18 protein-coding genes and 1 pseudogene are annotated in these 20,542 nt (G+C 70.8%); 7 read left to right on the plus strand and 12 right to left on the minus strand.

Annotated elements, in window-relative coordinates; genetic code table 11:
- Nucleotides 1–193: 193 nt before the first annotated feature.
- Nucleotides 194–427, minus strand: a complete 234-nt coding sequence (locus OG933_RS06690) for a cation transporting ATPase C-terminal domain-containing protein (RefSeq protein ID WP_405625872.1) — start codon at nucleotides 425–427, stop codon at nucleotides 194–196.
- 28 nt (nucleotides 428–455) lie between these two features.
- Nucleotides 456–782 (minus strand): universal stress protein, encoded by a 327-nt coding sequence (locus OG933_RS06695; RefSeq protein WP_405625874.1) that lies wholly within the window; start codon nucleotides 780–782, stop codon nucleotides 456–458.
- 306 nt (nucleotides 783–1,088) lie between these two features.
- Here OG933_RS06695 and OG933_RS06700 point away from each other — a divergent pair, with 306 nt between their 5' ends.
- Both OG933_RS06700 and OG933_RS06705 read left to right on the plus strand, forming a co-directional pair.
- A complete protein-coding gene (locus OG933_RS06700; RefSeq protein ID WP_405625876.1) occupies nucleotides 1,089–1,517 on the plus strand; it encodes a Crp/Fnr family transcriptional regulator in 429 nt (142 codons plus the stop codon).
- A gap of 57 nt (nucleotides 1,518–1,574) precedes the next feature.
- Nucleotides 1,575–2,219: a CBS domain-containing protein gene (locus OG933_RS06705; RefSeq protein ID WP_405625878.1), complete on the plus strand. Its 645-nt coding sequence runs from the start codon at nucleotides 1,575–1,577 to the stop codon at nucleotides 2,217–2,219.
- Between the two features lie 113 nt (nucleotides 2,220–2,332).
- Here OG933_RS06705 and OG933_RS06710 read toward each other — a convergent pair whose 3' ends face one another.
- On the minus strand, nucleotides 2,333–3,151 hold the full coding sequence (locus OG933_RS06710) for a universal stress protein (protein ID WP_327186468.1): 819 nt from the start codon (nucleotides 3,149–3,151) through the stop codon (nucleotides 2,333–2,335).
- Nucleotides 3,152–3,462: 311 nt separating this feature from the next.
- Between OG933_RS06710 and OG933_RS06715 the strand changes: the two genes are divergently transcribed.
- Nucleotides 3,463–4,347 (plus strand): universal stress protein, encoded by an 885-nt coding sequence (locus tag OG933_RS06715; protein WP_405625881.1) that lies wholly within the window; start codon nucleotides 3,463–3,465, stop codon nucleotides 4,345–4,347.
- 726 nt (nucleotides 4,348–5,073) lie between these two features.
- On the opposite strand, the gene ppdK is transcribed toward OG933_RS06715, so the two are convergent.
- Nucleotides 5,074–7,761 carry a pyruvate, phosphate dikinase gene (gene ppdK, locus OG933_RS06720; RefSeq protein WP_405625883.1) on the minus strand — a complete coding sequence of 896 codons (2,688 nt, stop codon included), beginning with the start codon at nucleotides 7,759–7,761 and terminating at the stop codon, nucleotides 5,074–5,076.
- A 260-nt stretch (nucleotides 7,762–8,021) separates the two neighbouring features.
- On the opposite strand from ppdK, the gene OG933_RS06725 reads away from it, so the two are divergent.
- Nucleotides 8,022–9,740, plus strand: coding sequence for a GAF domain-containing sensor histidine kinase (locus OG933_RS06725; RefSeq protein WP_327186465.1), 1,719 nt, complete (start codon nucleotides 8,022–8,024; stop codon nucleotides 9,738–9,740).
- Between the two features lie 71 nt (nucleotides 9,741–9,811).
- Here OG933_RS06725 and OG933_RS06730 read toward each other — a convergent pair whose 3' ends face one another.
- Nucleotides 9,812–10,468, minus strand: coding sequence for a CBS domain-containing protein (locus OG933_RS06730; protein ID WP_327186464.1), 657 nt, complete (start codon nucleotides 10,466–10,468; stop codon nucleotides 9,812–9,814).
- A 537-nt stretch (nucleotides 10,469–11,005) separates the two neighbouring features.
- Here OG933_RS06730 and OG933_RS06735 point away from each other — a divergent pair.
- Nucleotides 11,006–11,209, plus strand: coding sequence for a hypothetical protein (locus OG933_RS06735; RefSeq protein ID WP_327186463.1), 204 nt, complete (start codon nucleotides 11,006–11,008; stop codon nucleotides 11,207–11,209).
- Between the two features lie 199 nt (nucleotides 11,210–11,408).
- Here the strand turns inward: OG933_RS06735 and OG933_RS06740 are convergent, their stop codons facing one another.
- Both OG933_RS06740 and OG933_RS06745 read right to left on the minus strand, forming a co-directional pair.
- Entirely contained in the window at nucleotides 11,409–13,118 is a 1,710-nt protein-coding gene (locus OG933_RS06740) for an alpha-amylase family protein (protein WP_405625887.1), read from the minus strand.
- Nucleotides 13,109–14,113 (minus strand): TIGR03885 family FMN-dependent LLM class oxidoreductase, encoded by a 1,005-nt coding sequence (locus tag OG933_RS06745; protein WP_405625890.1) that lies wholly within the window; start codon nucleotides 14,111–14,113, stop codon nucleotides 13,109–13,111. Before OG933_RS06745 ends, OG933_RS06740 begins: the two co-directional genes overlap by 10 nt.
- Before the next feature lie 626 nt (nucleotides 14,114–14,739).
- On the opposite strand from OG933_RS06745, the pseudogene OG933_RS06750 reads away from it, so the two are divergent.
- Nucleotides 14,740–15,458, plus strand: a pseudogene (locus OG933_RS06750) (glycoside hydrolase family 65 protein); the annotation flags it as partial.
- A 40-nt stretch (nucleotides 15,459–15,498) separates the two neighbouring features.
- On the opposite strand, the gene OG933_RS06755 reads toward OG933_RS06750, so the two are convergent.
- The 3 genes from OG933_RS06755 to OG933_RS06765 form a co-directional block, all read right to left on the minus strand.
- Nucleotides 15,499–15,939, minus strand: coding sequence for a pyridoxamine 5'-phosphate oxidase family protein (locus OG933_RS06755; protein ID WP_327186460.1), 441 nt, complete (start codon nucleotides 15,937–15,939; stop codon nucleotides 15,499–15,501).
- A gap of 131 nt (nucleotides 15,940–16,070) precedes the next feature.
- Complete coding sequence (locus tag OG933_RS06760) at nucleotides 16,071–16,745, minus strand: pyridoxamine 5'-phosphate oxidase family protein (RefSeq protein ID WP_327186459.1); 675 nt, start codon at nucleotides 16,743–16,745, stop codon at nucleotides 16,071–16,073.
- A gap of 19 nt (nucleotides 16,746–16,764) precedes the next feature.
- Nucleotides 16,765–17,835, minus strand: coding sequence for a zinc-dependent alcohol dehydrogenase family protein (locus OG933_RS06765; RefSeq protein ID WP_327186458.1), 1,071 nt, complete (start codon nucleotides 17,833–17,835; stop codon nucleotides 16,765–16,767).
- A 278-nt stretch (nucleotides 17,836–18,113) separates the two neighbouring features.
- Here OG933_RS06765 and OG933_RS06770 point away from each other — a divergent pair, with 278 nt between their 5' ends.
- Complete coding sequence (locus OG933_RS06770) at nucleotides 18,114–18,488, plus strand: STAS domain-containing protein (RefSeq protein WP_327186457.1); 375 nt, start codon at nucleotides 18,114–18,116, stop codon at nucleotides 18,486–18,488.
- Between the two features lie 802 nt (nucleotides 18,489–19,290).
- Here the strand turns inward: OG933_RS06770 and OG933_RS06775 are convergent.
- Both OG933_RS06775 and OG933_RS06780 read right to left on the minus strand, forming a co-directional pair.
- Nucleotides 19,291–19,788, minus strand: coding sequence for a flavodoxin domain-containing protein (locus tag OG933_RS06775; protein ID WP_405625895.1), 498 nt, complete (start codon nucleotides 19,786–19,788; stop codon nucleotides 19,291–19,293).
- A gap of 16 nt (nucleotides 19,789–19,804) precedes the next feature.
- Nucleotides 19,805–20,536, minus strand: a complete 732-nt coding sequence (locus OG933_RS06780) for a CBS domain-containing protein (RefSeq protein WP_405625897.1) — start codon at nucleotides 20,534–20,536, stop codon at nucleotides 19,805–19,807.
- Between the last annotated feature and the right edge of the window lie 6 nt (nucleotides 20,537–20,542).

The raw sequence follows: 20,542 nt of genomic DNA on the forward strand, positions 1-20,542 counted from the left end.
GATCACGTGCCTCGCCCGCGACGCCACCACCGCCCACCGCGTTCAGCTGGAGCAGGGTGGAATGGTCGGCAGGAACGTCCGGTCCCAGCGCCCACCGGCCACGACTCCGTCGGCGCCCCAACCGTCCCGAGCGAGTCCGGCCCCCTGACCTGTGACCTCAAGTTGGCTCGCAGCACCTCACCGCACGTCGCCCTCACGTCGACGACCACCGCCCTTGACCGCGCGCGCCTACACGCGCGGCAAGATATCCGAGTCCACCTGCCGCGGCCGCCAGGGCGATCTCTGTCCAGTCGAGCGCGACCGTGCTGAGCACCGCGCGGAGGAAGGGCACATACAGGGCAGCGGCCGCGAGCCCGGCCGAGACGGCGACCGCCGCCGGCAGGAACGGGTTCTCCCGGGTCAGTAGGCGGTCCCGCAGGCCGAGCACGACTCCGAGCTGTGCCGGGCCTCAATGCCTATCTGGACTTGAGCATCCGGCCACCCAAGGCCCCGCACCGGGGGCTGGTCGCAGCGTCCTCGAGCCACGCCTCGCCGGAGACCTTCAGCTCCGGGTTTCGCAGCCGCGCATGTTCCGCGCACGACGCGGCGATGCTCTCCGCCATGATCACTCCGGACGGGCGGTATTCGCCGAGGGCGGGAAGGCGTCGCTCGCACCGCTCCCATCGCGAGCCGTGGACAAGCCGCACTGCCAGTCTGTGGCGCGCCGCCTCGTCCACGGCCCAGTCCACGGCCTCCAGGCTGGAATCCGATCCGTCGACCCCCACGACCAGCGGGCGCTCCATCGTCCCACCGCCCTTCCGCCCAGCCGCTGTGAGAGTCCCCTGTGAATACCGTCGCACCGGCCTGAACCCCCCGCGACACGCGCTTCGGCTCTCGGAGTGCCTCCGCCCGGGTTGCGCCACGCCGGTTTGCGGCGATGGTGGAGTCATGCGGCCGGCAGCAAGACGCCGCTGGGTCCCACCTCCCGCCACGGCTTCCGCATCGGCCGCGTGCTGAGACGTCCGTGACCGGACAGGAGCCAGTCTCCACCTCGAGGTCGCGGAGAAGGGACGGCCATCGTGGTTGCGAGGACCGGCGTATTCGGCGCCATGACCCACGAGCATCGCGAGCAGCTCATGTCACACGCTCGTGAGGTGTCGTTCGAGGCAGGCGAGCGCATCTTCGACGAGGGCGGCAAGGCCGACCGCTTCTGGATCATCCACACGGGCACGGTCGCTCTCGACCTGCAAGTGCCCGGCCGACGGGCGGCGGTCGTCGAGACCCTCGGTGCCGGAAAGCTGCTGGGCTGGTCCTGGCTGGTCCCTCCCCATCAATGGCATCTGGGGGCCGTGGCCGGCAGCCCGGTCCGCGCCTACGAGTTCGACGCGGCGGCGGTTCGTGAGATGTGCGCGAAGGACCCGGGGCTGGATCACGAGCTGTGTACGTATGTCTCCGGCGTGCTCGCGCGCCGGCTCAGGTCCGCTCGGGTGCGGCTGCTCGACCTGTACGCGCCCCACGGTTCGGGCGAGGTTCCCTGACAAGGCGAGACGAGGTGCTTCGAAGTGCCGCAGACCCCGCACATCGTGAGCGATGTGATGACTCAGACGGTCGTGGCTGTCGGACGCGACGCGCCCTTCAAAGAGATCGTGCGGACCATGGAGCAGTGGAAGGTCAGTGCCATGCCCGTCCTTGAGGGCGAAGGTCGCGTCATCGGTGTCGTCTCCGAGGCCGATCTGCTGCCCAAGGAGGAGTTCCATGACAGCGACCCGAGCCTCTTGGAGCAACGCCGGCGTCTGTCCGACGTCGCCAAAGCGGGGGCAGCAACGGCGGAAGAACTCATGAGCACCCCCGCTATCACCGTCCACCCCGGCGTCACCCTGGCCCAGGCTGCCCGGATCATGGCCGTCCGGCACGTCAAGCGTCTGCCTGTGGTCGACGACATCGGCATGCTCCAGGGCATCGTCAGCCGTGCCGACCTGCTGAAGGTCTTCCTTCGGTCGGACGAGGACATCGAGGAGGAAGTCCGCCGCACCGTGGTGTCCTACCTCTTCCCGGCCTTCAGCCACGCCATCCACGTGAACGTGCACGAGGGAGTCGTCACCCTCCGCGGACACATCCGCGACACCTCACTCATCTCGGTCGCCGTGCGCCTCGTGCGCGCCGTGGAGGGCGTCGTGGACGTCGAACCCCAACTCACCGGCGAGTCCGCCACTCCATCTGGACCGGGGGGCGCGCGATAGCGGTCAGGCGGTGCGGCCCCACCACCAGGGTGGACAGGTGTCCGCGTCGGCGCTGGTCACGAGGTGGTCGGGCACACCGAAGTAACACTGAGCCCCAGCCGGGCCCTACCTGGTCATATCTGCGGAACGACCGCGATCGGACACGGCGCGTGATGCAGCACCGCATGGTTGACCAGGCCCAGCTGCAGACCGACGTGCCCATGTCGTCTGCGGGCTCCGACGACGAGCAGATCAGCAGCGGACGCGGCATTCAGGAGCGCCTGTCGTGCCGGACCCTCGACCACCTCGCTGCTCACCGGCACGTCCGGATACCGCTGTTCCGGGCCACGCAAGGCGTCGGCGAGCACCTGGGCAGGCGGGCGATCGAGGGCTTGGAGAGCGTAGCCGGACAGTCCCGGAGGCCCAGGGTTCCCAACCGGGACACTCCAGGTGTGCACCGCCAGGAGCCGACTGCGCCGCACCTGGGCCTCGCGGAACGCGAAGTCCACGGCCGTACCGCTGCCCTCCCCGTCCTCGACTCCGACAACGACGCACCCGAACCGGCCGTGCCGGTGCTCCACACCGCCGCGCACGACGACGACCGGGCAGTCGGCACGGGCCGCCACAGCCAGGCTGACCGATCCGAGGAGCAGCCCGGCGAGACCTCCGAGCCCTCTGGACCCGAGTACCAGAGCGAGGGCGTTGCGTCCCTCGCCGACCAGCGCGGACGCCGCGTCCTCGGACAGCACCTCACTCGACATCCGTACCGCAGGAGCACTCTTGCCGGCTCGCTCCGAGGCTGCGGCGACCAGGTCTGACGCGTCAGGGCCCGCTGCGGCCGCGTGCAGGAGACGGAGCGGCACCTCGTGGCGGGCTGCCTCGTCCGCGGCCCAGTCCACCGCCTCAAGGCTCGCCTCGGACCCGTCTACGCCGACCACCAGGGGAACCGCCATTGCCTCCGCCTCCTCCTCATGCCGGACTTCACGTCCGTCCGTTCGCCGCCGTTCGCTCTGCCGCACTCCTCCGCAGCGGCGGGGAGCGCCGCTGCGGGCACTGCGGGGACCGCATGCGCCGTGAGGAGATCTGGGGTACTCCTCAAGGGAGAAGCGCCGTGGTCAAACGCGCCGGCACAAATGCTCATGCGTGCGCCGACTACGTCCCACCGCCGGCCCGCACGGCCAAAGAATCACCGAGACCGCAGCAGTCCGGACAGCGGCCACACTCACCGTCCTTTCCAGCTTCGTACGAGACGGAGGCAGTCGCCATGGAACGAGTCCTCACCGTGGGCCTCGACGGCTCACCCGAGAGCCTCGCCGCTGCCCACTGGGCCGCCGACGAAGCCCAGCGGCGCAAACTCACCCTGCGCCTGCTGCACGCGTGGCCGCTACTGGCGCCGGAACCGACCGCCGTCCCCTCGGAAGTCGACCAGAACTACTGGGCGAAGCGGCTCGTGCACAACGCCCAGACGGAACTCCAGGCGCACCATCCGGGCCTCACCGTCGTCGGCAACCTGGTCGCCGACGACGCGCAGGACGCACTGATCCAAGCGGCGTCCGAGTCGGAGATGCTCGTACTCGGCTCGCGCGGCCTGACTCCTGTGGAGAGCTACTTCCTCGGTGACATCAGCATGTCCGTCGTGGCAAGCGCCGAGGGGCCCGTGGTCCTCGTCCGCGCCGACAAGCGTGCGAAGCGTGCGGAAGGGTCCTCGGCGTCTGAGTCAGGTGCGGCAGGCGGAGTGGTGGTGGGGCTGAAACTGCACGGCCCGTGCGACGACCTGCTCGAATTCGCCTTCACCACCGCAGCAGCTCGGGGCGTGCCCCTCCGCGCCGTTCACGGCCGCGCCATCCCGATCCACGCGTACGCCCCGTGGGGCGTGGACCACACCGTGACCCAGGAGATCATCCAGGACGCGCAGAAGCACCTGAGGCAGACCCTCCGCCCCTGGTGCGAGAAGTTTCCAGGCGTGGCCGTGACGGACGACATCCGCCTCGAAAGTCCCGCCAGGGTCGTCGTAGCAGCCGCCGAGCGCGCCGAACTCCTGATCGTGGGCCGGCGCAGCCACCACGCCCCGGCACCACGCCTGGGCTCCGTGGCCCAGGCCGCCGTCCACCACGCGCGCTGCCCAGTCGCCGTCATCCCTCATGAGTGAACCGAGCCGCTACGGGAAGCCGGTGGTGTCAGACCCACTCGGCGTCACGGACGCACTGCTGCCGTTCGCCTTCTGGGCAATCGCTACGCGGGACCTGCGGCACCCGGCGGCGACACCACCTGCACAGGTCCAACTCTCGCCGGCTGCCCGGGCGGGAGCCACCGCGAGCACCCGACATTCCCGTAGCCGCTGACACCGGTGACCCGACCTGCTCGGTAGTGTGCTCTTAGGTGAGCCCGCGTGGCAGGAGTGGCCAGGACCGTGACGACGGGCAGACGAGATCGCCGGTTCTCGCCCCCTGCGCGGCCAGCGCCCGCGCCTGCGCAACAGCCGAACGACCCCGCTGTCGGGACCTCTGGCAACGCCGAGCGCCAGGTGTCAGCCGTGGGGGCTCTCTGCCGGTGGCCGTCGCCGCCCGTTGCGCCGTCAACGGCGATGACGACGCCGGTGATCGAGTCGGCCCCTTGAAGCGCCGGGCCGCGAGCACGAGCCGGTGCCGCTCAGCCGCATCACCACCCTCGCCCCGTCGACCTCGCCAACCCGACACCACCATGTCGCTTCGTCCCGGCCTGGCAGACGCACGTTGTTGGGCTGCCGCGTGCGGAGACAGGCGGAGCGACACCGCGGGGGATCAGTGCCGCTCCTGCTCACCCGGTGCGATGAATCGTCCATGCGGCTGACGGCGGTGATGGCCCCACCTCCTGGGGCCGAACGCCCCCGAGCATGTCAGCGGCTGTCGCTCCCTTCCGTCGCGGGCAGGGCGGCCCTGCCGGCCTCCAGCCGCGCCACCGGGACACGGAACGGGGAGCAGGAGACGTAGTCCAGGCCCGCCGCATGGAAGAAGTGCACGGACTCGGGGTCGCCGCCGTGTTCGCCGCAGACTCCGATCTTCAGGTCGGGGCGTGCGGCGCGGCCCTCGTCGACCGCGATCCGGATGAGTCGGCCCACTCCGTCGCGGTCGAGGGTCTCGAAGGGGGAGGTGGCGAAGATGCCCTTGTCGAGGTAGGCGGAGAAGAACGCGGCCTCGACGTCGTCGCGGGAGAAGCCCCACGTGGTCTGCGTCAGGTCGTTCGTGCCGAAGGAGAAGAACTCGGCCTCCTCGGCGATCTGGCCCGCGGTGAGCGCCGCCCGGGGAAGTTCGATCATGGTGCCGACGGGGCAGTGCAGGGGCACGCCCGTCTCGGCGGTGACCTCGGCGAGCACCCGCTCCACCTCCTCGCGGGCGAGCCTGAGTTCCTCGACCGCGCCGACCAGCGGCACCATGATCTCGGCCTCGGGAGAGCCCCCTGCCCTCATTCGTGCCACGACCGCCTCGGCGATCGCCCGCACCTGCATGGCGACCAGTCCAGGCACCACCAGGCCCAGCCGCACGCCCCGCAGACCGAGCATCGGGTTCTCCTCGTGCATGCGGTTCACCGCGTCGAGCAACTCGACGTCGTGCGGGTCCGGTTGCCCGCCGCGGGCCTCGGCTGCGGCGATCCGTACGGCGAGTTCGGTGTGGTCGGGGAGGAACTCGTGCAGCGGCGGGTCGAGCAGGCGGATGGTCACGGGCAGGCCGTCCATGGCCTCCAGGATGCCGGCGAAGTCCTGCCGCTGAAGTGGGAGAAGAGCGTTCAGCGCCCGGTCGCGTTCGGCGTCGGTGCGGGCCAGGATCATCCGCTCGACCAGCTTGCGCCGCTCGCCGAGGAACATGTGCTCGGTACGGCACAGACCGATGCCCTGCGCGCCGAAGCGGCGGGCGCGGGCCGCGTCCTCGGGGGTGTCGGCGTTCGCCCGGACCTCCAGCCGCCGTACGGAGTCGGCGTGCTGGAGGGCGCGGGCCACCCCGGCCACCACGCTGTCGGACTCTTCGCCGGTCTCCAGGTAGCGCATGGCGGCGGAGGCGACCAGCGGGACTTCACCCGCGTACACGGCGCCGACGGAGCCGTCCACCGAGATGACCGTGCCCTGCTCGACGACGGTGCCGTCGGGGGTGGTGAACCGCCGGGCCTCGGTGTGCACGGTGAGTTCCTCCGCGCCGCAGACGCACACCTTGCCCATGCCGCGGGCGACGACGGCCGCGTGGCTCGTCTTGCCGCCCCGGCTGGTCAGCACGGCTTCGGCGGCCACCATGCCGGGCAGGTCGTCCGGGGTGGTCTCCTGGCGGACGAGCACCACCTTCTCGCCGGCCGCGGCACGCCGTACGGCCTCGGCGGAGTCGAACACCGCCGCGCCGACCGCCGCACCCGGGGAGGCCGGAAGCCCGTGGGCGAGCGCGTCGCCGGTGACGGAGGTGTCGAAGCGGGGGAACATCAGCCGGGCGAGGCCGTCCCCGCCGACCCGGGCCAGTGCTTCCTCCGGCGTGATCTGCCCTTCGTCCACCAGTTCGGCGGCGATGGCGAACGCGGCTTCGGCGGTCCGCTTGCCGACCCGGGTTTGGAGCATCCACAGCGTGCCGCGCTCGATCGTGAACTCGATGTCGCAGAGGTCGCGGTAGTGGCGCTCCAGGGTCCCCATGTGGTCGAGCAGCCGCCGGTACGAGTTCGCGTCCAGCCGCTCGAGATCGGCCAGCGGCACGGTGTTGCGGATACCGGCGACGACGTCCTCGCCCTGGGCGTTGGAGAGGTAGTCGCCGTAGAGGCCGGGCCGCCCGGTGGCGGGGTCGCGGGTGAAGGCGACACCGCTGCCGGAGTCGGTGCCCCGGTTGCCATACACCATGCGCTGTACGGTGACGGCGGTGCCCAGGTCGTCGGGGATGTGCTCGCGCCGGCGGTACAGCCGGGCCCGTTCGCCGTTCCAGGAACGGAAGACCGCGAGGATCGCCAGGCGCAGTTGCTCGGCGGGGGACTGAGGGAACTCCTGTCCCGTCTGGTCGTGGATCAGCCGCTTGTACGTCTCGACGAGCCAGGCGAGGTCGTTCGCGTCGAGGTGCAGGTCGTCAGGGGCTTCGCGGGTTTCCTTGAGCAGGGTCATGGCCTCGTCGAACAGGGCCGAGTCGACCCCCATGACCGTGCTGCCGAACATCTGAACGAGTCGGCGGTAGGAGTCCCAGGCGAAGCGGTCGCTGCCGGACGCCTTGGCCAGTCCGAGGACGGATTCGTCGTTGAGGCCGATGTCCAGGACGGTCTCCATCATGCCGGGCATGGAGAACCGTGCTCCGGACCGGACGGACACCAGCAGCGGATCGTCACGCTGGCCCAGCAGGCGCCCGGCGGACTTCTCCAGGACGGAGAGGTGCCGGGACACCTCCTGCAGCATGCCCTCCGGTTCCGAGCCGCTCGCCAGGAAGGCCCGACACGCCTCGGTGGTCACGGTGAAGCCCGACGGGACCGGCAGGCCCAGCCGGGTCATCTCGGCCAGGTTGGCCCCCTTGCCGCCGAGCAGGTCGGCCATGTCACGGCCGCCGTCTGTGAACTCGTACACGTAACGGACCATGACGCCGGTCTCCTCGCTGTGTCTGCGGACTCGGTACGACTACAGCGTCCGGCGGCGGCGGCGGCGGGGACAGGTGCTGTCCGTCCCGTGCGGTGGGCCGACCGGCCCCCTTTGCACGACAGGGTCCGGCCTGTGGCGGGCACGCCGACGGGCGTGTCGACTCGGCCGGTTCCGCTTACGCCCCGGACTGGCGACCGTTACCGTGGCACATGGTCGGACCAGTGGGTGTCCGTTCGGTGAGCGGACTTGGAGGAACACAGGTGGGAAGCCCCGGGGAAGCCCGTGTACGGCTGCCTCAGCTCAGGCTGGACGAGCTGCTGGAGGAGTTGCAAGCACGGCTGGACGCCGCGCGAGGCACTCGGGACCGGGTGCACAGCCTGCTGGAGGCCGTGCTCTCGGTCGGCCGGGAGCTAAACCTTGAGCAGGCCCTCCACAGCATTGTCGAAGCGGCTGCGGTGCTCGTCGACGCGGAGTACGCCGCGCTGGGCGTGATCGGTCCTGACGGCAAGCGGTTGTCGGCCTTCCACACCATCGGGGTCACCGAGGAGCAGATCGCCGCGATCGGCCCCTACCCCGAGGGGCACGGCATTCTCGGAGAGCTGATCCGCCACCCGGAGCCCCTTCGGCTCGCGAAGATCTCCGAGCACCCGGCCTCGTACGGCTTCCCGCCCCACCATCCGCCGATGAACACCTTCCTCGGCGTCCCGATCCGGGTCCGCGACCAGGTGTTCGGCAACCTGTACCTGACCGAGAAGCGCGGCGGTGGGCAGTTCGACGAGGAGGACATCTCCGTCACGCTCACCCTGGCCGTCGCGGCCAGCGTCGCCATCGACAACGCCCGGCTGTACGCCGAGTCCCGGCTGCGCGAGCGCTGGCTGCGGGCGAACGCCGAGATCACCCACAGCCTGATGTCGGGTGGTGGGCGCACCGAGGTCCTTCGTCTGATCGCCGAGCGGGCGGGCGAGATCACCGAGGCGGCGCTGGCGGCGGTCGCCCTGCCCATGGAGGACACCGGGTCGCTCGGCGTCGAGATCGCCGTCGGACTGGACGCCGACGCGCACCGGGGGCTCGTCCTGTCGATGGACAGGAGCCTGATGGGACTTGCCTTCTCCGGAGCAGCCCCGGTCACCAGCGAGGACGTCGCCCACGACGAGCGGATCTCTTTGGAGCCTCCGCGCTTCGGGGGGCTGGGCCCCGCCGTGGCCGTGCCCATCGGTACCGGCGACGCGGGTGTGCGTGGTGTGGTGCTGCTGGCGCGGGAAGCCGGCCGGCCGGTGTTCACCACGACGGAGACCGAGACCTTGCAGGTCTTCGCCGCGCAGGCCGCCGTCGCGATGGAGCTGGCGGAGCGCCGTCAGGACGCCGAGCAGATCGCCGTGCTCACGGACCGCGACCGCATCGCACGCGACCTGCACGACCTCGCGATCCAGCGGCTTTTCGCCACCGGCATGACGCTGCAGAGCGCGGGCCGCTTCATCGAGCATCCCGAGGCTTCCGAGCGCGTGGCGCGAGCTGTCGACGACCTCGACGAGACCATCAAGATCATCCGATCGACGATCTTCGGCCTGCGCACCCGCGAGGGAGCCGACGGCACCGGACTGCGGGCCCGCGCGATGCGGGTCGTGGGGGAGGCGGCGCCGGTCCTGGCCTTCGCCCCCAGTGTGCGGATGGAGGGCCTGCTGGACACCGATGTGCCGAAGGAGGTCGCCGATCACGTCGTGGCGGTCCTCTCCGAGGCTCTGACCAACATCGCACGTCACGCCCGTGCCGACCGGGCCGAGGTGGTCCTCACGACCGATGGGCGCGAGGTGCGGTTGTCGATCACGGACAACGGCGTCGGTATTCCGCCCGAGGGCCGCCGCAGCGGACTGCGGAACATGGCAGAGCGGGCCGAGCAGCTGGGTGGTCGCCTCGAACTGGCGAAACCTTCCGGCGGTGGCACCTCGCTGATGTGGCGGGCACCGGTGCAGGAAGGTTAGGCGTCCGTCCCACACCGCTGCGGCGCGACGCCGTAGGGCGCCGATCATTCGTCGAGGTACGTCACAGCAGGTCACTCCGCTCCGAGGCGTGCGGAGAGGTGGCAGCGGACGTCGACGACGCCCTCGACGGCCCGCGCCAGGCGTTCGGCCACCGGTACCAACCGCGGGCCGTCCACCCATCCCGTGAGGGTCACGACGCCCTCGGCCACCTCGACCCGGATGTGGTCGGCGGACAGCGGGAACAGGCGGTCGACGACCTCATGGCGCACCTCCTCGGTGAGCTCCTCGTCATTCCGCAGGAACACCTTGAGCAGATCCGAGCGACTGACGACGCCCTGGAGCATGCCCTCGTCGTCGATCACCGGCAGCCGCTTGACGCCGCGCCGGGCCATGATGCGGGCCGCCTCGGCCAGAGTGGTGGTGCCGTGCACGGTGATCGCCGGGCTGCTCATCAGTTCCTCGGCAGTCACCGCGCCGGCCTTGGCCAGGTCGGACAGCCTCCGCTGCTGGGTGAACCGGTCCGGATCGCTGTCCCGGAACTCTTCCTTCGGCAGCAGATCCGCCTCCGAGACGACGCCGATCACCCGGCCCTCGCCCTCGAGCACGGGGAGGGCGCTGACCTTCCAACGCTCCATGAGCTGGACGATGTCCTTGAACAACGCGTCGCGGCCGACGCCGATGACGGCGCGTGTCATCACGTCGCTCACGACGTGCGGGCTGCTGTTCATGGTCTCCTCCTCGAAGGGTCGTCCACGGCGGGGCCAGGAGACGCGGGCCGAGCCGGATCTGCGCCCCGCGTCCTCGAGGATGGCCCCGACCCTTGGGACGATCCGGCTGCTGTTCGGTGTTGAGGACCATCGGCAGGCCCGGTCTCCGGCGCTCGGTCTCCGGCGCCGGATGTCCGCGCCAGGTCCAGAAGGCGCCGCGAACACAGGACGGGAAGGGCGTCACCCGCTTCTCGCGGATCCTGATTGCGCGGTGCACGACCGCCGTCGATCGCTTCTCCGCGTCTGTGTCGCGCCCCTCCCGTCGTCTCCACCCCACCACGGAGGACCGCCCGGCCACCAGGGCCGATCGGCCCCGATCGGCCCCGGCGTGGGCGCATCCGGGGCACTCATCCGATCGTGAACCGGCCGATGGGGAGGGTCCATACGGGCTTGCGTGCAGGTACCTTGCGGACCTTTGCGCGGACCGGTCGGCTCATGCGCCCTCGCCTCCTTCGCGGTTGGCTGGAAGCAGAGAGAACACACCGATCAGGGAGGGTGATGACAGTGGGTACGAGTCTCACGCCGGAGTTCTGGGAGCGGTTCGCGCTCCTGTTCGTGCTGGCGACGGGCGTGACGTTCGTGCTCGCGGCGACCTTCGACGCCCTGGCTGTCCGCCTGCTGCGTAGCCGAACGCAGCGGACGCCGCCGCGAACGACGCATCTCGAGCAGCGAAGCGACCACCGTATGTCGACGCACTGCTGAACGCCGATCGCTCGCCGGTCATCTCGAAAGGCCGGAGACGGTCACCGCCGCACCGCCGGGGCCTGATTCGTCGATGGGTGTAGCTCTTCTGCAGGGACGGCACAGTAGAAGGACACCCACCCCGTCAACCAGCGTTCTACCAGCTCAGGGCTTCCCCGGAGGAGAGCCGCACCCGGAGGCTCTTCCGGCGGACGTGATGTCAGTCGGAGGCGACCCTTACGGGGTCGTCGGCCGGGGTGCCGACGCGCAGCCACCGATAGCCGTAGGCAGGCAGTTCGACGCGGAGCAGGCCGTCGTCGTCCACCGTGAGACCGGCGTGCCCTTCGTCGAGCAGATCCATGAGCCTCCCGCCGGGCCCGGCCTCGGGCAGCCGCAGCCGTACGGTGACCGGCCCGCCCGCGAAGTTGTGCATCGCCAGGACAGTCCCGTCGGTCCCGTCGGTGGTGCAGGCGATGTGCGCCAGGACCGCTCGCTCCCCGGTGTCCACGAGGCGGTAGTCGCCCCAGGCCAGCTCGGGAGCCTCCCGGTAGCGCTCGATGAACAGCCGCATGCGGCTGAGCAGCGAGCCCGGGTCGCGACTCTGCTCGTACACGTTGACCTTCTGGGGTCCGAACGCGCCGTCGGTCAGCGGGTTGGGAAAGGCGTCCGGGCCGGCATGGGAGAAGCCGGCGCCCGCCTCCGGGGTCCATTGCATGGGCGTCCGTACGGCTTGGCGTCCCTCGGCGGCCAGGTTCTCCCCCATGCCGAGTTCCTCGCCGTAGAAGAGCACGGGGGTACCCGGCAGGGTGAACAGCAGGCTGTAGGCGAGTTCGATGCGGCGCCGGTCGCCCTCGACCATGGGCGGCAGCCTGCGGCGCAGTCCCCGGTCGTAGAGTTGCATGTTCTTGTCCGGGCCGAAGGACGCGACCACCTCGGCCCGTTCGGCGTCGCTCAGCTTGTCGAGGGTGAGTTCGTCGTGGTTGCGCACGAACGTGGCCCAGTGGGCGTCTCGCGGGGCTGCGGGGCGGTCCCGTAGCGCGGCGGCCAGCGGCCCGGCGTCCTCGCGCGCCATCGACAGGTACATCTGTTGCATGGCGATGAAGTCGAAGCACATGGTGAGCTCGTCGCCGCGGCCCGAGGCGGGGTCGCCGAAGAAGCGGGCGGTGTCGTCGTAGGGCAGATTGACCTCGCCGAGCAGCACTGCCTCGCCGTTGCGGCGGCCGAGGAAGGCGCGCAGGTCGGCGAGGTACTCGTGCGGGTCCGGCAGTGCCCCGGAGTCGGCCTGCCCGTCCGTCTCCAGCAGGAAGGGCACGGCGTCGACCCGGAAACCGGACAGCCCGAGCTGTGTCCAGAACCCCATGACGCGGGCTATCTCGTCGCGGACCTCGGGGTTGGCGACGTTGAGGTCGGGCTGCTGCTTGTAGAAGCGGTGCAGGTAGTACTGGCCGCTGCCCTTGTCGTACTCCCACAGGCTGTCCTCCGCATCGGGGAAGACCACACCCTTGGGACCGTCCTCGGGGGGCTTGTCCGCCCAGACGTACCAGTCGCGGTGGGCGGAGTCCCGGCCGGATCGGGCGTCCTTGAACCAGGGGTGGTCCTCGGAGGTGTGATTGACGACGAGGTCGGCGATCACACGGATGCCGCGGTCCTTGGCGGTGCGGGCGAACTCGGTGAAGTCACCGAGGGTGCCCAGGCGGGGGTCGACACCGTAGAAGTCCGTGATGTCGTACCCGTCGTCGCGCTCCCGCGTCGGATAGAAGGGCATCAGCCACACGCAGGTCACGCCGAGACGCTCCAGATGGTCGATGCGCTGCGTGAGGCCCGCGAAGTCGCCGATCCCGTCGCCGTTGCCGTCCTGGTACGTCTCGACGTCCAGGCAGTACACCACCGCGTTCTTCCACCACAGGTCGGACGTACGGGTCAGACGCATCGGTACTCCATCACCGTGGCGGGAAGCGGGCGGGTGACGTCGAGTCGCGGCAGTACCTCGGCCCCGAACGCGTCGATGAACGGGCCCTGTTCGCGGCCCACGTGATGCAGCATCACCGCGTCGAAGCCGAGTTCGGTGTACTCCTGCAGCCATGCGGTGTGTCGGCCCAGGTCGGACGAGATGTTGACCGAGCGCGCCACCTGCTCGGGGGTGACGTGTTCACTGACGACGTCGAACAGTTCCGCGGAGTCGAGGTCCCAACTTGCCGGGGGCGCGTGCACGTTGGTGCGCCATTGGTCGTACGCCAGCGCCCGGGCCTCGTCCTCGCCGGGCGCCCAGCTCAGGTGCGCCTGGAGGTGCAGCGGCCCACGGCCGCCGGCGTCACGGTACGCGTCCACGATCTCGCGCAGCCGCGCGCGTGGAGCGTTGACCGTGATCAGGCCGTCCGCCCACTCGGCGCACCAGGCCGCGGTCGCCGTGCTGCACGCGGCTCCGATCAGCGGCGGTACGTCGGGCGGCAGCGTCCACAGCCGAGCCCGGTCCACGGTCACCAGGCCGTCGTGGCTGACCTCCTCGCCCCGCAGCAGTGCCCGGATGACGTCGACGCACTCGCGCAGCCGCGCGGTGCGGACGTCCTTGCGGGGCCAACCCGCCCCTGTGATGTGCTCGTTGGAGGCCTCACCGGTGCCGAGCGCCACCCAGAACCTGGCCGGATACATGGCCGCGAGGCTGGCGACCGCCTGCGCGACGATCGCGGGGTGGTAGCGCTGGCCGGGCGCGTTCACCACGCCGAACGGCACCTGGTCGGTGGCCTGGAGGGCGGCGCCGAGCCACGACCAGGCGAACCCGGACTCCCCCTGACGGACGCTCCACGGCGAGAAGTGGTCGGAGCACATGGCGGCGGTGAAGCCCGCGCGTTCCGCGTGCACCACGGCGTCGAGCAGATCCGCGGGCGGGACCTGTTCGTGCGAGGCGTGTAATCCATAGACAGTCATGCCGCGCGAGTACCCCCGGGAGGGACCCTCAGCGGAGAAGTGGCCGGACGCCCCCGAAACCGCGTGCGCGGCAACGGAGTTGCTCCGCACACTCGCTGCCCGGAGTACGTCCCGACGAGTTTCCTGTCACCTTGCTGACGATCGGCGCCGACCTGGCCGGCAAGGGCCTGTTCAGCGAGGGCGACCCGGACCTGGATGGGTGCGGGTCTTCTGGTGTGAGCTCGTCTGTCAGGCCAGGAGTTCGTTGTTGTGCTGGTCGGGCCGGGGGTAGAGGCGTTCGCGCTCTCTGTGGGTGTGGAAGGTCCAGTACTGCGGGAAGTCGCCGTTGCTGATGAGGGCCCGGAGGGTCAGGACGGCTTCGGCTCCGGGGACGCTTCACCGGCCGCCAGTGATGTCGAACCGGTCGGCCACCAGATGACGTGCGGCGCCTTCGACGATGCCGCTGGCGATCGGCCATCCGGCCGCGAGTGCCTTGTCGTAGTGGAGATGGGCGGCGTTGTTCTCCAGGTAGTGGCAGGCCCGGTGCGCTGCGGCCCGCTGGTCTGCGGACAGGCCCAGCCGGTCGGCTTGTGCGCGGATGCCTGTGACGGCGCCGAGGGCGTCGCCGGCCAGGATCCCCGGCAGTGCTGCATCTGGACTCCGGACTGCTGGAGCGCAGTACGCGGTACACGTTCGGCGAGGGCCGGTCGCTCACCGTCCGGCAGCAACGTCTCGTACACATGGCAGACCCCCATCTGGCCTGTCTGCGCACCGACTTCAGGGCCGAGGGCTTCTCCGGAGACCTCGAGGTCGAGGCGGCTCTGGACGGCGGAGTCGCCAACGCGGGGTGTACCGCGCTACCGGGAACTGGACGGCCACCACCTGACCCACGTGCACACGGGTACCGCCGCGCCGGACACCGTGTGGTTGCGCTGCCGGACCCGCACCTCCGACGTCCGGATCGGCATGGCGGCCCGGCTGACCGCCGAAGCGCCCGTCGTCACCGCCCGGCACGAGGGACCGCGCGCCGGTCAGCGAGTGCGCGTGAGTCTGCTGCCGGACCCGTACGGTCACCGTCGTCAAGACCGTTGCTCTGCACACCTCCCGGGACGCCGCGATCAGTGACCCGCTGGACGCCGCGATCCAACGGGTGGGCGCGGCACCCGCCTTCGACGAGTTGCTCGAAGCACACCTGACCGCCTGGGACCAGCTGTGGCGGAGGACGGAGCTGGACCTCCCCGGCGAGGCGGGCCGCGTCCTGCGGCTGCACCTCTTCCACGTACTGCAGACCATCTCCCCGCATACGGCGGACCTCGACGTCGGCGTCCCGGCCCGCGGTCTGCACGGCGAGGCGTACCGCGGCCATGCCTCACCGTCGGTGAGGCACCGGGCCCGGCCCTGAGCGCTCAGGGGCCGAGGTCCACTCCGTACAGCGTGTGTCCGCCGACGAGTTCACGTCCCCGGACCAGCTCCGGGTCGATGCGGACGAAGACCTCCCGCGGCGCGGGCACCCAGGACCGCGGCCCCGCGCTCAGGAGGCGCGTGTGTTCGGCCGGGTCGGTGATCAGGGTGGCCGTGCCGGTGACCACGACGCTCCAGCCGGAGTGGGCGGCGGCATCGACCGAGTCGGCCTCGAAGGCGACCACCGCCCCGTCGATCGCACCCACCAGCTCCGAAGTCGCGGAGGTGCGCAGCAGGATCGCGTCGTCGCCGTCCAGACAGAAGTTGACGGGCAGCACTGCGGGCAGCGCCTGCCGGGTGTGGACGATACGCCCCACGGGGACCGTGCCCAGCAGGCGTACGCACTCCTGTCGGTCGAGTTCGCGGAATCCGTCGTTGGCGTACATCTGCCTTCTCTTCTCTCGCACCTGATGACTCGCACCCGATGAGGGGGCGCGCCGCAGCGTCCATGGTCGGACCGCACGGCACGCCGCGGCCAGGGGCCATCGGTCCCGGGCCGCCCTGAGAAGGGCCCGGTTCAGACCGTGATCCGGCGTCCGGTGACGGAGTACGGATCGATCCGCACCCACATGTCGCGCCGGCCCCCGGCCCAGGGTGTGCTGTGCGCCCGTGCCGCGAGGCGGTTCGCCTCGCCGACGTCCGTCACCATGCGCGCGTGTCCCCGCACCAGCACGCTCCAGCCCTCGCTGAACGCCGCGTCGATGCGGTCGATCTCGAAGGCCACCGAGCAACCGGCCGCCAGCGCCGGCGTCGCATCGCGGGCGGTCCTGAAGACGATCGTGCCGTCGATGACGCTGTAGTTGACGGGGACGATCACCGGCCCGGATGCCGTGGGCACCGCGAGCCTTCCCACACCGTGGGTCGAGAGCAGGTCACCGCACTCGGTCCTGCTCAGCTCGGTGAACCGAGGATCATGCCCGGCCTGTCCGGGCCCGGGGGGCAGATCGGCGTCGCCTCCGGTGAGCGCCGAGAGCGTGGTCTCCAGAGCAGCCGCCAGCTTGAGCAGTGCGGCTCGGCTCGGGGCGGCGTCGGAATGCTGCTCCAGGTGCCGCAGATAGCCGGGGTCCATGTCCGCTCGGGCGGCCGTCTCCCCGTGTGTCAATCCGAGTTGGAGTCGACGTGCGGCGAGTCGGCGGCCCAGGTCACCCGAAGGGAGGCTCTCCGTCGCACTCATGTGGGTCTGTTCGGCCATGACTCGTCACGTCCTCTCGTCAGGCCGCCGGGATGGCGACCTCCTCGTGCGGCTGTTCGCCGAGCACCACCTTGAGCGCGCCGGTGTCGGCGGCCCGGGCGAAGACGTCGTACGCCTCCTCCATGTGGTCCAGCGGGAAGGTGTGGGTGACCAGCTGTGCCGTGGGCAGTCGGCCGGCGGCGGCCATGCGCAGCAGGGTCGGGGTGGAGTGGGTGTCCACCAGGCCGGTGGTGATCGTGACGTTCTTGATCCACAGGTCTTCCAGGTGGAGCGTGGCGGGCTTGCCGTGGACTCCGACGTTGGCCACGTGGCCGCCGGGGCGCACCATCCGCGTGCAGAGCTCGAAGCTCTCCGGCACGCCGACCGCCTCGATGACGACGTCGGCGCCGAGCCCGTCGGTGAGGTCGGCGATCAGCTGCTCGGGGTCCTCGCGCGCGTCGGCCACGGCGTCGGCGCCGAGCCGCCGGGCCGCTTCCAGCCGGGACGCGGCCAGGTCGACGGCGACGATCCGCTCGGGCGCGAACAGTCGCGCCGTGGTGATCGCCGCGAGGCCGATGGGGCCCGCTCCGACGACGGCGACGGTGTCGCCCGGGCGTACGTGGCCGTTCAGGACGCCCACCTCGTACGACGTCGGGAAGATGTCCGCCAACAGGACGGCGTCCTTGCTCTCCACCGCACTGGGCAGGGCGTGCACGGACAGGTCGGCGTAGGGGACGCGGACGTACTCGGCCTGGGTGCCGTCGATCAGGTGGCCGAGGATCCAGCCCCCGCCGCCCCGGCACTGACCGTAGGCGCTCTCGCGGCAGAAGCGGCAGCGCCCGCAGGCACTGATGCAGGAGACCAGCACACGGTCGCCCGGACGGACGGTCCGGACGTCGCCGCCGACCTCCACGATCTCGCCGACGGCCTCATGCCCCAGGACCGTGCCCGGGCGCACCTCGGGGACGTCGCCTTTGAGGATGTGCAGGTCCGTGCCGCAGATGGTGACGGCGTCGACCCGCACGATGGCGTCGGTGGGCTCCTTGACGGCCGGGTCCGGGACGTCCTGCCAGGCGGACTGCCCGGGACCGTGGAAGACAAAGCCTTTCATGACCTTCCTCACCCTCGTCGGTCTGGTGCGGAGCCGGGAGGAGCGGTGGTGGTCGCCGCCCCCTGCGGACCCGGCGTCGACTTGAGCGCCGGGATCGCCCCGCGGGTCCAGCCTGTCCGGTGCGGAGGTGCGACGCTTGGGCCGTCCGGCCCCCATGGCCTGCCGAACGGGTCCACCAGCGGTCGGCGGCCGGCAGGATCGGCGCGGTCCTGTCGGCCCCACGCGACAGGGACCGAACGGCCCTTCCCTCCACCCTGTCGGACGGCTTTGTTGATTCCATGGCCGAAATCCACACGAGGCCAGCGCCGTACCAAGCGGATCGCCGTGCCGCAGGCGCGACCGTCGTGACACTGCACGGTGAGATAGACCTCCTGGTCGTACAGCCGCTCAGGACGCGCCTTGACGCGCTCACCGCCGGCCCGCACCCCGATCTGGTGATCGACCTGCGTGGCGTGTCCTTCATCGACTGCGTCGGGCTGAGCGTCCTGTGCCGAACGCGCAACCGCGTCAGAGCGCGACGGGGTCGGCTGCGGCTGATCGCCGACAAGTCCTCCTTCCTCCGGATACTTCGATCCACCGGGCTGTCCGGCGTCTTCGACATTCGGCCCGAGATGCCGGATTCCTCGGGTGCCCTCGTGCCGCTGCCGGGCTGAAGGCCTCCGTCTGCCGGCGCGTCGGGGCCGAACGCCCCCCATGCGCCCCCGGTTCGGCCCATCCCTCGGCACGAAACCCGCTGTCGCCTTCGTAGGAGTCACGATGACGACGAAGAGGTGGAGGCGCGGACCCATGCACGGCAGCGCGTACGCGAGGAGCGGCTGTGGCGCTGGCGGAACAGCCCGCTGCGGCGGCGCGACGACATCATCGAAGCCTGGATCGTGCTCGCTGTCTGGACGGCCGTCATCGGGGGCGGCACAGCCGCAGGCCTGACGACGGCCCAGGCCGCGAACGAGGTGTTCACGGAACAGGGGGCCGAACGGCACGCGGTCCAAGCCGTGCTCCTGACCGACGTTCCTCGAACGATGACCGCGACTGTGCGCTCGGCCGATCGCACGACGGCGTCCGTGCGCTGGACGTCGCCCGACGGCGTCTCCCGGACCGGCAGGACTTCGGTGAGTACCGGTCACAAGGCCGGATCCGGTCACGGTCTGGCAGGACGGCCAGGGCCACCTGATCTCCGAGCCGACCGATCCCGCGACGGCCGCCATCGAGGCGGGCCTGCTCGGCGCCGCGGCGGCCCTCGCTCTCGCCGGACTGGCGTGCGGAGCGGGCGCGGCCGCACGGCGGCCGCTCGACCGGCGGCGCATCGATGCGTGGGGCCGGGAGTGGGACCTGGACGGACCTCGACGGAACCACGCGATTCCGGCGTCCGTGCCAGATCGCGGAACCGGTCGTCGGTTGGTCCTCGCGAGGCGTGCGCCTGCACGTCGTGCACGCCTGCTGCCTTGCATCACGCTCCTACGCCCGCGTCAGCTCGCGGGCCACGCCCGCTGCCCACGTTTCGATCGCGTCGAAGTTCCGGAAGTCGCCGCCCTTGCCGGAGCGGAGGATCATCCCGGCCACACGCCCCTTCGCGCCTTCCTCGAGGCAGCCACCGAAGGTGACGTGCTCCCGGACGGACAGGCGTGTCATCGCCCGCCTCACACCGCGCACGGGCGGGATGTCCCGTTCCGATGCCGATGCGTCCAGCGGGCCACTGCTGAAGAACCAGACCGGTCGCTCCGCGAGGAGATGGCGGTGGCGGCGGACGAAGCGGCGCGCGTTCTTCTGCCAGCGCCCGGCGTACAGCCCGCCGCCGACCACCACGGCGTCGTACGACGCCACGCTCGTCACGGCGCCTGCCGGCAGTACGTCGACCGTCAGCCCGTCCTTGCGCAGTACCTCGGCGACCGCTTCGGCGATCTGCGCTGTCGACCCGTTCGTGGATCCGTAGGTGACCAGCACGGTGTCGGTCATGGCGGTGCGCCTCCTCTCACAGCCGGCCCGGCCGGTCGTCGGCCGCGCCGTGCGGCGCCTGCGCCTCGGCGCGCAGGGCCGCGTCGTCCAGTCGGTAGGTGAGGTGGTCGACCACGTCGACGACGCCGACCGTTCGTCGGGTCATGGCGAGGGCGATCTCCGTCTCGGTCTTGCGCTCCATGTGTCCCGTGAGAGTGACGACGCCGGCGGTGACGGTGACGTCGACGCTTCTGGGCGGCAGCCACAGCGCATGTATCAGTACGTCCTCGATCACCTCGCCTCGGATCTCCGCGTCCGGCCGCAGGAAGCCCCGGAGCAAGTCGCGCCGGGTGACGATGCCGAGGAGCCGCCCCTGCTCGTCCACGACGGGAAGTCTCTCCACCCGACGCCGGGTCATGGTCCGGGCTGCCTCGGCGATGGTGTCGTCGGCATGGACGGTGACGGGCGGTTCGGTCATGAGCCGGCCGGCTGTGCGGGCGTTCGCCTTCTCGGCCCGCCGCCTGGCGCCGGGCATCAGCACGTGGAACGCGGTGCGGCGCTGTGGCCCGTAGGGGTCGGGTGCGGCCGCCTGGTGCAGCATCAGGTCCGTTTCGGACAGGACGCCGATGACCTTGTCCTGCTCGTCCACCACCGGCAGTCCGCTGATCCGGTGGTCCGCGAGCCGGCGCGCCACCTCCTTGAACGGTGTGGCGTACCCGGCGCGGACGACATCCGTGGTCATCACGGAGCCGACCTTGTCGTGCCTCATGGCCGT

The sequence above is a fragment of the Streptomyces sp. NBC_00016 genome (assembly GCF_045040885.1).
Lineage (GTDB): Bacteria > Actinomycetota > Actinomycetes > Streptomycetales > Streptomycetaceae > Streptomyces > Streptomyces coriariae.

Excerpts from the sequence above, each read along its gene's own strand:
- OG933_RS06695 (WP_405625874.1), bottom strand. The coding sequence starts at position 782 with ATGGAGCGCCCGCTGGTCGTGGGGGTCGACGGATCGGATTCCAGCCTG.
- OG933_RS06700 (WP_405625876.1), top strand. The coding sequence starts at position 1,089 with ATGACCCACGAGCATCGCGAGCAGCTCATGTCACACGCTCGTGAGGTG.
- OG933_RS06705 (WP_405625878.1), top strand. The coding sequence starts at position 1,575 with ATGACTCAGACGGTCGTGGCTGTCGGACGCGACGCGCCCTTCAAAGAG.
- OG933_RS06710 (WP_327186468.1), bottom strand. The coding sequence starts at position 3,151 with ATGGCGGTTCCCCTGGTGGTCGGCGTAGACGGGTCCGAGGCGAGCCTT.
- OG933_RS06715 (WP_405625881.1), top strand. The coding sequence starts at position 3,463 with ATGGAACGAGTCCTCACCGTGGGCCTCGACGGCTCACCCGAGAGCCTC.
- ppdK (WP_405625883.1), bottom strand. The coding sequence starts at position 7,761 with ATGGTCCGTTACGTGTACGAGTTCACAGACGGCGGCCGTGACATGGCC.
- OG933_RS06730 (WP_327186464.1), bottom strand. The coding sequence starts at position 10,468 with ATGAACAGCAGCCCGCACGTCGTGAGCGACGTGATGACACGCGCCGTC.
- OG933_RS06735 (WP_327186463.1), top strand. The coding sequence starts at position 11,006 with ATGACAGTGGGTACGAGTCTCACGCCGGAGTTCTGGGAGCGGTTCGCG.
- OG933_RS06740 (WP_405625887.1), bottom strand. The coding sequence starts at position 13,118 with ATGCGTCTGACCCGTACGTCCGACCTGTGGTGGAAGAACGCGGTGGTG.
- OG933_RS06745 (WP_405625890.1), bottom strand. The coding sequence starts at position 14,113 with ATGACTGTCTATGGATTACACGCCTCGCACGAACAGGTCCCGCCCGCG.
- OG933_RS06755 (WP_327186460.1), bottom strand. The coding sequence starts at position 15,939 with ATGTACGCCAACGACGGATTCCGCGAACTCGACCGACAGGAGTGCGTA.
- OG933_RS06760 (WP_327186459.1), bottom strand. The coding sequence starts at position 16,745 with ATGGCCGAACAGACCCACATGAGTGCGACGGAGAGCCTCCCTTCGGGT.
- OG933_RS06765 (WP_327186458.1), bottom strand. The coding sequence starts at position 17,835 with ATGAAAGGCTTTGTCTTCCACGGTCCCGGGCAGTCCGCCTGGCAGGAC.
- OG933_RS06770 (WP_327186457.1), top strand. The coding sequence starts at position 18,114 with ATGGCCGAAATCCACACGAGGCCAGCGCCGTACCAAGCGGATCGCCGT.
- OG933_RS06775 (WP_405625895.1), bottom strand. The coding sequence starts at position 19,788 with ATGACCGACACCGTGCTGGTCACCTACGGATCCACGAACGGGTCGACA.
- OG933_RS06780 (WP_405625897.1), bottom strand. The coding sequence starts at position 20,536 with ATGAGGCACGACAAGGTCGGCTCCGTGATGACCACGGATGTCGTCCGC.